Source organism: Dysgonomonas mossii (assembly GCF_004569505.1).
Taxonomy (GTDB): Bacteria; Bacteroidota; Bacteroidia; order Bacteroidales; family Dysgonomonadaceae; genus Dysgonomonas.
Genome location: NZ_SPPK01000005.1, coordinates 254,917 through 269,818, shown reverse-complemented (window position 1 = coordinate 269,818; position 14,902 = coordinate 254,917). Strand labels below are relative to the sequence as shown.

General features: G+C 38.9%; 12 protein-coding genes. 8 read left to right on the top strand and 4 right to left on the bottom strand.

Translation table 11 applies throughout. The annotated features are described in order from the left end of the window. Nucleotides 1-12 precede the first annotated feature (12 nt). From E4T88_RS14960 to E4T88_RS14945, 4 genes are all read left to right on the top strand, one after another. Nucleotides 13-1,704 (top strand): alpha-amylase family glycosyl hydrolase, encoded by a 1,692-nt coding sequence (locus E4T88_RS14960; protein WP_135106825.1) that lies wholly within the window; start codon nt 13-15, stop codon nt 1,702-1,704. A gap of 81 nt (nt 1,705-1,785) precedes the next feature. Then, nucleotides 1,786-2,724, top strand: a complete 939-nt coding sequence (locus E4T88_RS14955) for a ribose-phosphate pyrophosphokinase (protein ID WP_135106823.1) — start codon at nt 1,786-1,788, stop codon at nt 2,722-2,724. 148 nt (nt 2,725-2,872) lie between these two features. Next, nucleotides 2,873-3,538: a phosphatidylserine decarboxylase family protein gene (locus E4T88_RS14950; RefSeq protein WP_135106821.1), complete on the top strand. Its 666-nt coding sequence runs from the start codon at nt 2,873-2,875 to the stop codon at nt 3,536-3,538. A 4-nt stretch (nt 3,539-3,542) separates the two neighbouring features. Further along, nucleotides 3,543-4,253, top strand: coding sequence for a CDP-alcohol phosphatidyltransferase family protein (locus E4T88_RS14945; protein ID WP_135106819.1), 711 nt, complete (start codon nt 3,543-3,545; stop codon nt 4,251-4,253). 236 nt (nt 4,254-4,489) lie between these two features. On the opposite strand, the gene E4T88_RS14940 is transcribed toward E4T88_RS14945, so the two are convergent. The 4 genes from E4T88_RS14940 to E4T88_RS14925 are packed head-to-tail and all read right to left on the bottom strand — an operon-like array spanning nt 4,490 to nt 9,806. After that, nucleotides 4,490-5,209 carry a hypothetical protein gene (locus E4T88_RS14940; protein WP_135106817.1) on the bottom strand — a complete coding sequence of 240 codons (720 nt, stop codon included), beginning with the start codon at nt 5,207-5,209 and terminating at the stop codon, nt 4,490-4,492. 53 nt (nt 5,210-5,262) lie between these two features. Next, on the bottom strand, nt 5,263-5,955 hold the full coding sequence (locus tag E4T88_RS14935; protein ID WP_167755469.1) for a M15 family metallopeptidase: 693 nt from the start codon (nt 5,953-5,955) through the stop codon (nt 5,263-5,265). After that, nucleotides 5,942-6,787: a hypothetical protein gene (locus tag E4T88_RS14930; RefSeq protein ID WP_135106813.1), complete on the bottom strand. Its 846-nt coding sequence runs from the start codon at nt 6,785-6,787 to the stop codon at nt 5,942-5,944. Before E4T88_RS14930 ends, E4T88_RS14935 begins: the two co-directional genes overlap by 14 nt. Then, nucleotides 6,759-9,806 (bottom strand): serine hydrolase domain-containing protein, encoded by a 3,048-nt coding sequence (locus E4T88_RS14925; RefSeq protein ID WP_135106811.1) that lies wholly within the window; start codon nt 9,804-9,806, stop codon nt 6,759-6,761. Before E4T88_RS14925 ends, E4T88_RS14930 begins: the two co-directional genes overlap by 29 nt. Before the next feature lie 224 nt (nt 9,807-10,030). Between E4T88_RS14925 and E4T88_RS14920 the strand changes: the two genes are divergently transcribed. From E4T88_RS14920 to hflX, 4 genes are all read left to right on the top strand, one after another. Further along, complete coding sequence (locus tag E4T88_RS14920; protein WP_135106809.1) at nt 10,031-10,939, top strand: phosphatase PAP2 family protein; 909 nt, start codon at nt 10,031-10,033, stop codon at nt 10,937-10,939. Nucleotides 10,940-11,082: 143 nt separating this feature from the next. Further along, entirely contained in the window at nt 11,083-11,445 is a 363-nt protein-coding gene (gene rplS, locus E4T88_RS14915; RefSeq protein ID WP_135106807.1) for a 50S ribosomal protein L19, read from the top strand. Between the two features lie 147 nt (nt 11,446-11,592). Then, on the top strand, nt 11,593-13,632 hold the full coding sequence (locus E4T88_RS14910) for a glycoside hydrolase domain-containing protein (RefSeq protein ID WP_135106805.1): 2,040 nt from the start codon (nt 11,593-11,595) through the stop codon (nt 13,630-13,632). Nucleotides 13,633-13,663: 31 nt separating this feature from the next. Next, nucleotides 13,664-14,884 carry a GTPase HflX gene (hflX, locus tag E4T88_RS14905; protein ID WP_135106803.1) on the top strand — a complete coding sequence of 407 codons (1,221 nt, stop codon included), beginning with the start codon at nt 13,664-13,666 and terminating at the stop codon, nt 14,882-14,884. The last annotated feature ends 18 nt before the right edge of the window (nt 14,885-14,902 follow it).

Sequence of the window (14,902 nt, the reverse complement as noted above, 5' to 3'; positions counted from 1 at the left end):
AAATTAGCAGCTATGGCAGAAAAGATTTTTATATACCAAGTACTTCCCCGATTATTCGGCAACGACAACAGCACGAATAAGGAAAGCGGGACCATAGAGGAAAATGGAGTAGGCAAGTTCTCAGCCTTCGACAATAAGGCGCTGAAAGAAATAAAAAAAATGGGATTTACCCATATTTGGTATACCGGAATACTTGAGCATGCCTCTACGACCGACTACACAGCAAATGGAATAGCCAAAGATCACCCCGATGTAATAAAAGGAAAAGCAGGCTCGCCTTATGCCATCCGCGATTATTATGACGTTTCTCCCGATCTGGCTGAAGATGTAGACAATAGAATGCAGGAATTTGAAGACCTGATAGAACGTACGCACAAAAATGGGATGAAAGTAATTATTGATTTTGTACCCAATCATGTTGCACGACAATATCACTCTGATGCAAAACCGAAGAAAATAAAAGACTTGGGAGCAGATGATAATAAAGATGTAGCGTTCGACCCGGATAACAATTTCTATTATATACCCAATCAGAAACTAGAACTGCAATTTCCTACTCAACAAGGAGAAAATGCATATATAGAATATCCGGCCAAAGCAACCGGCAACGATTGCTTCAGTAATAAGCCATCGGTAACAGATTGGTACGAAACGGTTAAGCTTAATTATGGAATAGACTATACCAATAACAGAACAAGCTGCTTTATCCCAACACCAGACACATGGCTCAAGATGAAAGATATCCTTCTTTTTTGGGCTGCCAAAGGAGTAGACGGATTTAGATGTGATATGGCAGAAATGGTTCCTGTTGAATTTTGGAACTGGATAATACCAAGGATAAAAGCAAAAAACAAAATACTCATCTTCATTGCAGAGGTATATAACCCCGACTTGTATCACAAATATGTAGATTGGGGACTGTTTGATTATCTGTACGACAAAGTTGGACTGTATGACACACTACGCAATGTAATCAATCACCAACAACCTTCGTCGGACATTACCTTTTCTTGGCAAAGCATTGACGGACTACAAACCAAAATGCTAAACTTTCTAGAAAACCATGACGAACAGCGTATAGCATCTGATTTCTTTGCAGGCAATCCATTCAAAGCTATTCCGGGAATGATTGTAGCCGCAACAATGAATACCAATCCTGTAATGATTTACTTCGGACAAGAACTGGGTGAACGCGGAATGGATAAAGAAGGTTTTAGCGGACTAGATGGACGTACAACCATCTTTGATTATTGGTCGGTCGACTCTATAAGAAGCTGGAGGAATAAAGGAACATTCACAGAAAGCGGACTAAATGAGGAACAGATCAAACTTCGGAAGTTTTATATCCAGCTTCTAAAAATAGCAAAAGAAGAAGAGTCAATCAGAACAGGTAAGTTCTTTGATCTGATGTATGCTAATTATAGCAACATGGCCTTCGATTCTACAAAGCAATACGCTTTTTTGAGGTCTGGCAAAGATGAGTTCTTGGTTGTAGTTACTAATTTTGATTCAAAACCTGTAGATATTTCTGTTCACATCCCTTTTCATGCTTTCGAATACATGGAAATAAAACCGCACGAAATAAAAAAGGCGAAAGAACTGCTTTCTAAAAAGAATTTCACATTAAGCCCACAATGGGATCGGAACCTGTTTTTAAACATAGAAGAATATTCTGGGAAAATAATTAAATTTTCTATGAGCTAATTGTGTTGTTTTTCCTAATTTTACAGTCTCATATAAATCTATTAAAAAACTTTCCATAAAGATTAAAAAATTAAAGAAGAGATGGACAATAATCTACCTTTCAAAATTTTCTCGGGAACTAATTCTCGTTACTTAGCTGAAAAAATATGTACTAGCCTTGGATGCCCTTTGGGTAAAATGAAAATTGAACGCTTCGCTGATGGAGAATTCTCTGTTTCATACGAAGAGTCAATCAGGGGGTGTCAGGTTTTTTTAATACAGTCCACATTCCCTTCTTCAGATAATCTTATGGAACTTCTATTGATGATCGATGCTGCAAAAAGAGCGTCTGCCTCATCTATAATAGCTGTAATACCATACTTCGGTTGGGCTCGCCAAGACCGCAAAGATAAGCCTCGTGTTTCTATCGGTGCTAAACTTATTGCGGACATGCTTAGTGCAGCAGGCATCAACCGACTAATAACTATGGACTTGCATGCCGACCAGATACAAGGATTCTTCAATGTTCCGGTAGACCACTTATATGCGTCTGCCATATTTGTAGACTATATTAAGACATTAGATACCGATAATCTAGTAATAGCAACACCGGATGTGGGTGGTACAAAACGTGCAAGCTCGTACGCCAAATACTTTGGTTTGCCAATGGTTATATGCTATAAACTTCGCAAGAAAGCAAACGAAATATCCGAAATGCAAATCATTGGGGACGTTACAGGAATGGACGTGCTGCTGGTAGATGATATTGTAGATACAGCAGGTACAATAACAAAAGCTGCCGACATAATGAAAGCCAGCGGAGCCAGATCGGTGAGAGCTATAGCAAGTCATGCGGTGATGTCTGACCCTGCATCGGAAAGAGTAACCCAATCGGGACTTACCGAAATGGTATTTACAGACAGCATCCCTTATTCTAAGAAGTGCGAAAAGGTAGTTATCTTATCTGTGGCTGATGTGTTTGCAAATGCTATCCGCAGGGTATTAAGCAACGAATCTATCAGTTCACTGTATATCCTGTAAATATAAAACAGATATAAAATACATACATCAGAGAGGTGATTCGTTCATCTCTCTTTTCTTTTGTACTAAAATTCAGATTCCAAATTTGTATATATCGCCAAATAAAGATACTTTTGCACCTTACATTAAATATGTTCATCACAAAATAATGAAGGTTCATCACGAAGGACGAGGCGTTTTAACAACATATTTTATAATCCTGTTTGTATTAAACGGGGTACTTTGGTATTTCTTCCGTCACACATTTCTATCCTATCTTGCAGGTGGAGCATCACTTGTCTTTTTCGGAATAGTGCTCAACTTTTATCGGAGCCCTTATAGGCAATTCAAAGGCGATAGCAACGGTGTTGTGGTAGCGTCTGCCGATGGAAAGATAGTAGCAATAGAAGAAGTGTACGAAGGCGAATACTTTAAAGATAAACGCATTATCGTATCTATATTCATGTCTCCATTCAATGTTCATGCAAACTGGTATCCTATCAACGGAAAAGTGCTAATGTCTAAGCATCATGATGGACGTTTCATGGCGGCGTATCTGCCGAAATCGAGCACAGAGAACGAGAGATCAACTGTAGTCATGGAAACAGAAGACGGTAAAAACCAAATATTGCTGCGTCAGGTAGCAGGAGCTATGGCCCGACGGATTGTAACCTATGCGCAAGTTGGAGAAACAGGCAGCATAGACGAACACCTCGGCTTCATCAAACTTGGATCAAGGGTTGATGTATATCTACCGTTAGGCACTGAGATACTTGTAGAAATGGATCAAAAGGTAACCGGAAACCAGACTGTAATAGCAAAGTTCCGAGCATAAAGAGATGAAAAAGCATATCCCAAACACACTCACTTCTCTCAATCTGTTTTCAGGATCGATAGCCACCGTTATGGCATTTCAGGGAGAATATACATGGGTAGTAGTATGGGTTATCATCGCAGCCCTGTTCGATTTCTCCGATGGGTTTGCCGCTCGCTTGCTGAAGGCCTATTCCCCAATAGGTAAAGAGCTCGACTCTTTGGCCGACATGGTTAGTTTTGGATTAGCCCCCAGCATTGCCGCCTTCCGCTTCCTGTCAGACAACACAATACGCATATCTCAGAATCCGATCATAGTAGAATATCTGCCATATATAGCATTCTTACTCGCTATTTTTTCAGCTTTGCGCTTAGCAAAGTTCAATGTAGATGAAAGACAGAGCGAGTCTTTTATCGGGTTAAACACTCCGGCTAATGCTATGTTTTGGGTTAGCTTCTGTTATGGTCTTGCATACAAAGTTCCGATGATTACTCCATCATTGATATATACTTTTCTGGTTGCCATTGTAGTATTCTCATTACTCATGGTATCGGAAATTCCAATGTTCTCGTTGAAGATAAAAAACATCAAGTTTAAAGGAAACGAGTACCGTTATTTTCTTGCAGCATTCATTATCGTAGCTACAATAACAATCGGAGTACTAGGAATAGCAGCAGGAATATTGCTATATATCACCTTATCTATCTTTCAACAAACAGGAATATTAAAGAAGTAAATTCCTTCTCAATCAGCACCCTCAATCCAATTACCCTTTTGTTTAATTGTTAAAAAGTAACAAAAGTAACAGGTTTCGGACTCTTTTGCTGTGTCACTTTTTGCCGCACACTACAAAATCGACATACAATCATTTCAAAAACTTTTTGTTATAAGATAAATTCTTAAAAAAGAAATTATCTGTATACTCAAATCTTTCAAATTGGAGAGAAGGATAAAAAGACTATCAATCTGCTCTTACCTATTCATAGATGGATAAAATATATACGGACTTAGAGCTCCCCGAATCGAAACAGTAAGTAATGCGGTATAAGAAGCCGATGTGCCACCATTGTTGACTTGCATATAAACGATTTGTTTGCGAGGATTATAATACACAACCATATCTTCAATATCGGGTTCGAGCAAATGCTCGAATATCTTCTGAGAAACAGGAATATTCCGACCTTTTATAGATACTGTAATAGATTTATAATGCAACTGAGGAGATGACCACTTTGAGACACCGTAAGCCTTTTTACCGTTTACCATGAACGTACCGTCAGCACCTTTTTTCACTGATGTATCTTTGGAACTAATCGGCGCAACGGAAACAACGACTCGTACATCTGCATTCTTGAAAGATATGCTACCATGAGCCGACAGACGCTCTACTTCTACTATATCATAATCATCCACCCGCATCAGTTTCCTACCATGAATATATCCGCCACTTACACTTCTATCAGGCATATAACGATAGACCTGACGCCACGGATCCGTACTCTGATCTATAGGCAGCATATAAAAAACAGAATCGTTGGGAATCTCTACAGCGTTATGCAAATCTCCAAGACGAGGACAAAAGTCAATTCGTCCGCGAACGGTGTCTTGCGCTACCACAAATTGTGCGTTAACGTTCTGTGCGCACATACTCAAAACAAATGATACAAGTAAAACTGTGTAAATCCTTTTCATGTGCTTATTATTTTAGAGTTACAAAATATCCTTCGAAAGAAAAAGAAAAGTCGTTATTCAATAACCTTATACAACTTGCGAGCTTCTGTAAGATGTAGAGCATTGAAGTGCCACCATTCGCCACGTATAGTCAAAAAACCGGCATACCTCATCACTTTGCGCAATAATTCACGATTTGCGACCTGCTGTTTTGTAAGAACCCCTCGTTGCACCAATTCAGCCTCCTTATTGATACCGGCAGCACCACCAAAAAAATCGAAGGGAGTACCCATATCCAAAGGTACACCTTTTTTGTTACAAATCGTAAGATCTACTGCCATTCCATAATTATGAAGACCTGTACGTGAAGGGTTTGCGACATAAGCCGCATATTTGGTATTCTGTACCACCCGATACATCTTACGCTGCACACTTAAAGGACGTACGGCATCATAAACCAATAAACTATAATCAGGATGGAGAGTCTTCAAATATTTTTGTGCTGCTAGCAACTTTTTTGCAGCCAAAGGATGCAGATATATATTTGTCAACGAATTGTAAAGAATTGTTTTTGTAAAGTTATCTGTTGTTGCATACTTCAAATCTACACGAATACTGCTATCCAGAGCATTGACATTTACCAGCTCCTGCGTTTGCAGATATTCTTCGAGACTAATAGATGCTATCTTTTGCTGCTGAGCAAATAAAACACAAGGCAACAACAAAAGACAGCAATATAGAAATATATATTTTTTAATCTTCCTCATCCTCTTCATCGAAGTCATACTCAACATATTCTCTGCTCAATATTTCGTCGATAATTTGACATGTTTGCACAAACTCCTCTGTATTCTTTAATCTGTCGATAGACTGATATGCTTCTTTAAGAGATTGTAGCATAATCACATCATCTTCGCTGGCTCCCATCTCCGGACTTTCAACAAACCAATGCAGTTCATTTTTCAGGTTCTCACGGGCAGCATTATAAAAAACAAGAGCGGCTTCCGTCTCTCCCACCCGTTCCTTTATTTTGGCAGCTTCTATCATATCATGCCCCACTATATTTTTGTAGTTACTCATGATAGACAACGTAAGCTTGGTTCTCATAACCGTAGCGAAGTGCAGACCTTCAACATCTTCCTTTTCGCGAAAATAATAAGCCAATGTATTCAATGACATGCGAATCGATGAAGCTTCTTTGATCACAACTTCGGAAACAGGCCTCATAGGATATCCTTGAGTCTCCTTTTGCAACTGCTCAATCATATCGGGTGTAAAATCGAAAATCTTATTCAAGATCGATTCTTTTATTTCATCATAATTTCCATTGATATCTGATGCAAAAATGAAACGAACCAAATCTCTGAATAAACTGCTATTGGGCTCTTTGATCGTTACAAAATCGTATGCATCTAGTGTATCGCTCTTACCCTCTGTAAAAAGTTCGGCAAGTATTTTATTTATAAACTCATCTTCTTCCGATAATACCGGTTGCAATTCTTCGGTTTTGTTTTCTATTATCAAATCCCATATTAGCTGGTTTTCGGTACTAAAAAATGGTTTCAATTCGTCATTCAGCGTCAGTCTTTTGTTTGTCATTGGTATTAGTATTAGTTATATTTGATTCTTGTGATAAAGTTCCTTTTTTCATCGCCGAATATATCTCCTCCTGAATACGTGTACGTATATTTAAAGTAGATATCGCATTATGAGTTCGCTTATCGTTCACTCTGTTCGACAAAAATATATAAATTAAATTATTATCGGGATCGACCCAGAAGCAAGTTCCTGTAAAACCGGTATGCCCGTATGTACCAGCAGGGGCGCTTAATGCTGTCGGACTCGATTTACCTGTGGTTGTTTCCGGCTTATCAAATCCCAGCCCACGGCGTGAAATTCCGCTCTTTGCTTGAAGAAACAGTTGACATGTTTTTGGCGACAAATACTCCTCACCGCCATACGTACCCATATTCAGCCACATTTGATACAGTTTGGCAATATCATTCGCATCCGAAAATAAGCCTGCATTACCCGATATTCCACCCATAAAAGCTGCACCTTCGTCATGTACATAGCCTTGCAAGAGTTGTTTGCGTAGAAAGTCATCTTTCTCGGTAGGGACAATCCTTTGCTTATCGAATTTTGTCAACGGATTGTAAGTCGTTGTTGTAGCTCCCAGCTTACTGAAAAAGTTTTCCTGTACAAATGTATTCAAATCCTCTTTCGATATTTTTTCCACAACTTCTTTCAGTAGCATGAAATTGAGACAACTATACACATATTGTTTCCTTTTAGACAATTTCGACTTCGCAATTTCAGAGATAATAGTATCTGAATAAGTTTCGTTGATGTAAAGTCCCTCGGCCAAAGGCAAGAAACCCGCTTTAGGGGTTTGAGACACAATCGAAGGTTTAAATTTATAATCTGTACGAGCCCATGTATTCGCATCAAACTGAGCAGAATAAAGAGAAGTCTGCGTACGATTGAACAATTTACCTTCATAGCTATCTTCGTCTATCGCATTCATATAGTAAGGGATAAAGGCCGGAAGTCGGCTTTCATGCAAGAGAGCATCCCTAACTGTTATATCCGATTTGTCCGTACCTTTCAGCACCGATACATAGTTGCTAATAGGTGTATTGAGTTTCAATTTAGCATCGTCATACAACTTCATCACAGCAGGAACGGTAGCTGTAGCTTTCGTCATGGAGGCAAGATCGTACAAATCGGTATTCGTTACCTTTTGCTTACCATCATATTCGAATGAGCCGAATGATTTATTATAAATAACTTCTCCATCTTTGGCTATCAATATCTGACATCCGGGAAAAGCCTGTGCTTTTATACCTTCCTGTACAATAGTCTCTATACCATCCAATCGGCTTGTTGCTATGCCTACATTTTCGGGTACAGTATAACTTAGTCTTATCTTTTTAGTATTAATGCCTTTTCCCTCTTTAAACACTCCTTTTACTGTCACAGGAGCTTTTCCTGTAATAGCATTGCCACCAAATATAGCTTGAGCTGCATAATTCTGAGCCAGATCGGTATCTTCATAAGCCAGTAAAACCCCATCGGCATTTTTGACAGCTGATGCATAAACCGCTACCCGATAAGGATTAAGGAAAAAGGCTAGTACAGTTTCTTTTCCTTGCATCACATTTTGTATAGCAGTACTAAAATTTGTTCTTGTAGTGTGCACCGACACTATAATTGTATTATATGGCTCAAGTACTTTTTTGAGTTGTAAAAGGGCATCACTATCCGAGACATTGAAGCAGGTAACATCTCCATACATTTTCAATATATTATGAAATGTATTGTCCACCGAAGCGCCTATCGATATCGCTGCAATTTTTCTCTTATCAAGCTCCTTTAGCGGGACGATTTTATCATCATCTTTTATCAATGTCATCGCATCCCGATGCAGGTTTCGGTTTATCCACTCGGCATTCGCATTATTCAGATTTTGAATAAGACCCGAAGCTTCTATAGTCGTGACATGATTCAAACCCAGGATATATTTATATGCCAATACCTTCTTACACTTAACCTCTATTTGCGATTCCGTGAGTAAGGTATCTACTATCGCTTTCTTTACCGCATTGAATTCTTTTGCTGTATTTACCGGTCCGAGAAGAATATCATTGCCTGCTAACAAAGCCCTCACACAATAGTTATCTTCTCCCGAAACCCCTTTCATCTGTAAACCATCTGTAAAGATCAATCCCGAAAAGCCAAGATCGTTTTGCAACAGCTTCGTAGTGATAGGTTCAGACAGAGAGCTGGGTTGCCTTTTAGGATCGAGAGCAGGAATATTTAAATGCCCGATCATCATTCCCGACAAACCTGCATCAATGTATTTTCTGAAAGGTTTTATCTCAAAATCATCAAGCCTGTCTTTGTCATGCGTAATGGTAGGCAAAGTTTTATGAGAGTCAGTGGATGTATCGCCATGTCCCGGAAAATGTTTCGCTACGGCCATCACCCCGCCTGCTTCCAAGCCTTTCGAATACATAACACCAAGTTGGGCTACACGGTCAGGGTCTTCACCGAACGAACGGTTCCCTATCACAGGATTATTAGGATTGCTATTAACATCGAGTGCCGGAGCAAAATTTACCTGCACACCTATCTGTCGGCACTGTCGGGCAACTTCGAGACCATAATAATATAACAGGGAATCATTTTGAATTGCACCCAGCATCATATTGCGAGGAAACTGTGTTGTATTATCCAACCTCATGGATAAACCCCACTCCCCATCAAGCGAGATCATCAAAGGAGTTCTAGCCACCTGTTGCGCATAATTGGTGAGTTCTGCTTGATTTTGAGGAGAGCCTTTAGAGAACAAAAGCCCGCCGACATACTGGTTTGTTATCAGGCTTTTTATTGTGTTTTTATTCGACTCCGTATTATCTCCGCTTACAATAGGCATAAAAAGCTGCCCGATACGCTCATCTAGCGACATTTGATTATAAACCGAGTCGACCCAATGTCCCATTTTTTCTTTATCGACCGTATCGTAGAGAGTCGTTGTTTTACTTCCTAAAGCAGCAACATTGAGGCATATCGTTGCAAAGAATGCAGTTGCAGCTGCTATATATTTTATTTTCATCTTATGTTTGATAATAAATTAAAAGGCTTTTTCTCCTGTATACATACAAAAGTATAACGAATAAGCCTTATAAAACCAATAAGAAGCTTTAATTAAACATAGATTAACAAAGATATAATACCTTGTGTTATGATTATTTAACCTTAAAACATATCCAACAAATAACGAAATAAAAACTTCTTCGTTATATATTTATCATCAATAAACTATCAAATTTGACATATATGAATGCGCTTAGAAAAGTAAGTCTTTTTATCATTATACTATTCACGCAGACAGGCATTATATATTTGTATGCCCAAGAATATAAGCCGTTAATTACATCCAAACCGAAATTATTACAAAGCAGCTCTTTGCCCGACAAGACATTATTTCCTAAAATAGATTTATCTGCATTACCTCAGGCTCCTTTAAATATCGACTCCGACAAATGGGAAAACAAAATTCCAGAATTAAATATTGAACAAATAAGCTTTAACTCAACGTATCCCAGATTAATAGCGCCTACTCTATTTATCGCTTACGGCATCATGGCACACGAGAATCATATGCTTAAAGATCTGGACAAAAGCACAAACAATGAGGTAGGCGAGCACTTTAAGAATAAGATGATATATGATGATTATCTACAGTTTGCTCCTGCCGTTTCTGTATATGCACTAAATCTTGCGGGAATTAAAGGTAATCACGATCTGAAAGATGTAACGATCATAATGGCTACGTCTCACCTTCTGATGGCGGGAACTGTCAACATTCTAAAAAACAGTACCGGAGTACTTAGACCTGACGGGTCGACACGCAATTCATTTCCGTCGGGTCATACAGCTACGAGTTTTGTCGGTGCACACATACTGTTCCGTGAGTATATAGGCAAATCACCCTACATAGCTTTTAGCGGATATATAGCCTCTTCTGCAACAGGTGCATTGCGTGTACTTAACAAAAGGCATTGGGTAAGTGATGTTTTAATGGGAGCCGGTATAGGCATATTCAGTGTCGAAGCCAGTTATCTTTTATTGCCAACAATCAATAAAATTTTATACCCGAACCACTTAAATTCGAAACATACTCTGGCAATAGCTCCAAATATAGGAGATAACTCTTACGGAATAGGAATGGAATACACCTTCTGACGCCCATCCTAATAGTTTCAAAAATAGAGGTTAAGGTATTGCAATTTTCGGAAATATCGTTATCTTTGCATCCGCTTTGCGTAATCTCTGACGGGAGGTGCTCGTGTATATTGCGTATATTAACAACAAAACCATATATAATCATGGACTTAATTAAAGTTGCAGAAGAAGCATTTGCTACAGGAAAAGAGTTTCCTAAATTCAAAAGTGGTGACACAGTGACAATTGCTTACCGTATCAAAGAAGGTAACAAGGAACGTGTTCAGCAGTACCGCGGTGTGGTTATTAAAATTGCAGGACACGGAACAAAAAAACGTTTCACTGTTCGTAAAATGTCTGACAACATCGGTGTAGAAAGAATTTTCCCTATCGAATCACCATTTATTGACAGTATCACTGTAAACAAAGTGGGTAAAGTTCGTCGTGCTAAATTGTATTACCTTCGTAGTCTTACAGGTAAGAAAGCTAGAATCAAAGAAAAAAGAGTTGTATCTAACAAAGCTTAATTCTTATCCTACAACAAAGTACGAAAAAGATACAGAAGAGTCTGCCTACAATGCAGGCTCTTTTTTAATATCTATGGACTGCTACCTCTTACAGATTATTCTTACCTTTAGCCCATTATACCAAATTCTGTGCGAAAAACTTTAATTATGAGATTCTATAAACCATCGCTCATTCTGATTATTCTATTCTGCTCGATACTAATAAATACAAATGATCTCTTTGCTCAACAAGGAAAGACAAAGAACGAATATGTTTATCTCTTTATGGGTACAGCCGGAGATAACGGACAGGTAGATCCTGCCGCATGTGTTCCATACGGTATGGCGAGGGTTTGTCCCGATTCTGATCCCAGAACTCATGTCGGATACGATTATGATGTAAGTAAGATTTCCGGGTTCTCGGTCAATCGTATATCTGGTATCGGCTGTAGTGGCGCAGGAGGCAATTTAAGCATCAAACCTGTAGCGAAAGACGTTAGCATGAGTATGAATAAAGAACTAGAGTCTGCTACTCCGGGTTACTATACCACCACTCTTACCAATGGAATAAAAGCAGAATTGACAGCAACTCACAATGTAGCTATAGAACGTTATCACTACCCAAAAGGGGAAGCGCAAAAGATGTCGATAAACTTCGCTTCATCTTTCACCAGAGTACTGGACTGTGATTATGAGATTATTTCAGACAGGGAAATACAAGGATATATACATGCAGGCAATACATGCGATCATGGTGCTTACAAACTGTACTTCAACATAAGTATAAGCAAGCCTTTTACAGTAAATGTAAAGCATGAGCAAGATGTAGAGCTGGCGTTTGAGGGAACTGATAATCAACCGATAGAAGTAAGAGTTGCACTTTCTCCGATTAGCACAGAAATAGCTCGTTTAGAAAACGAAGGGATAAAAGACCTTACTTTTGAACAAATAAAATCACAAGCCAGTAATGCATGGGAAAACATCCTATCGCGAATAGAAATAAAAGGAGCTGGCGAAGATGAAAAGAAACTATTCTACACCTCTCTGTACAGAGTATTTCTTAGTCCGGCAAATACGACCTCGATCGACGGAAAGTATTTGGCTACAAATGGAGAAGTACAGCAAAAAAAGGATTATACATATTATAGTTGCTGGTCTATGTGGGATACATATCGCACCAAGTTTCCGTTAATCACCCTACTCGATTCGAAATCGATGAGAGATATTGCAAACTCTTTATGTAATCTGTATATATATGGCAAAAAAGATTGGGCTACAGACTTCGAATCAACCCCCACAGTACGTACCGAGCATTCACAAGTTGTGTTACTGGATGCGTACAAGAAAGGGATCACCAATATCAATTTAGCTGAAGCTTACAATGGAATAAAAAAAGAAATGGATAATCTCCCTACCAATCGTCCCGATCAGACACTGGAGAGCTGTATCGACTGGTGGGCTATGGCTCAGATAGCGGAGATATTAAACAAAACGGATGACGCTAATTACTATAGCGACAAAGCAAAAAGCACATTTATAAAAACATGGAATACAGATTTTAATAACATTGACGATTCTTTTACAAAGATGCGAGGTAGCGGACTTTATCAAGGTACACGCTGGCAATATCGCTGGGCTTTGCCTCAATACCTGAACGAAATGACTGACAGTGCAGGAGGACAAGACATCTTAGCGAAGCAACTCACCTATTTCTTTGACAACAATCTGTTTAATCAAGGAAACGAACCGGGAATACATGCTCCGTATATTTTTAATCGCTTGCAACAATACGAGAAAGCACAGGCGAATGTAAGACGCATCATAAAAGAAGATTTGAACCACCTGTATGGAGGGAATGCCGAATATCCGACACCTTATTATGGCAAGCCTTTTAAGACAGAACCGAAAGGATACATGCCTGAAATGGACGAAGACGATGGCACAATGAGTGCATGGTATGTATTCTCTACAATAGGACTATATCCTCTGGTAGTAGGCGAACCGTGGTACGAGATCGTTTCTCCGCTTTATGATAATATTACCATACAGTTGGATAACGGAAAAAAATTAAACATTACAACGAAGAACCGTAAATCACCCGATGCTATAATCAGACAGGTGAAGTATAACGGAAAAATTATCTCCGACTTCAGAATAAACCACAATGACATTCTCAAAGGTGGAACTTTGGAGTTAGAGTACAAATAGGATTTAAAATCTTTAGAGATTAAAAGATTATATGAAAGACTTTATTATATCAGAATCAAAAAACGAACAAGCAGTTCTAGTAGGGCTTATCACTCAATACCAAACAGAAGAACAGGTAAAAGAGTACCTCGATGAGCTTGCATTCCTTGCCGAAACGGCGAGTATCGTTCCTGTAAAAAAATTCACACAAAAGCTTGAAAAGGCAAATCCCGTTACCTTCGTAGGTACAGGAAAATTACAGGAAATAAAGCAATATATGGAAGATAATGAGATCGGTCTAGTCATTTTCGATGATGAACTTTCTCCCAAGCAGATAAGGAATATAGAGAAGGAATTGCAAGTGAAAATTCTTGACCGTACAAGCCTCATCCTCGATATATTTGCCATGCGTGCCCAAACTGCTTATGCCAAGACACAGGTAGAACTGGCACAATATCAATATCTGCTTCCACGTTTGACCCGTTTATGGACTCACTTAGACCGTCAGCGAGGGGGAGGTGTAATGATGCGTGGTGTGGGGGAAACTCAGTTGGAGACCGACCGCCGTATCATTCTTACCAAGATAGCATTCCTAAAAGAAGAGCTGAAAGGTATTGACAAACAAATGGCTTCTCAGAGAAAAAACAGAGGAAAAATGGTACGTGCTGCCTTAGTCGGATATACCAATGTGGGAAAATCAACCCTTATGACGCTGCTAAGCAAATCGGAAGTTTTTGCGGAAAACAAACTTTTTGCAACACTGGATACGACAGTAAGAAAGGTTATCATCGACAACCTCCCATTTCTGTTATCCGACACTGTAGGTTTTATCCGCAAATTGCCTACTCATCTTGTCGAATCATTTAAGTCTACATTAGACGAAGTAAGAGAGGCTGACCTGTTATTACATGTAGTGGATATTTCTCATCCTAACTTCGAAGAACAAATAGAGGTAGTAAACAAAACATTACTAGAGATAGACAAAGAGGAAAAACCAACTATATTGATTTTTAATAAAGTGGACTCTTTTTCTTATAAACCCAAAGATGAAGATGACTTGACTCCTAAAACAAAGGAAAACATTTCTTTGGAGGAACTCAAAAATTCGTGGATGAACAAAATGCACAACGATTGTATTTTTATTTCGGCTACAGAGAAATTGAATATCGAGGAGTTGAAACAGAAGTTGTATGAGAGAATAAAAGCGATCCATATAGAACGCTACCCTTACAACGATTTCCTCTTTCAGAAGTACGACGAAGAAATGGAATAAGGAAGAAAAGAAAATAGT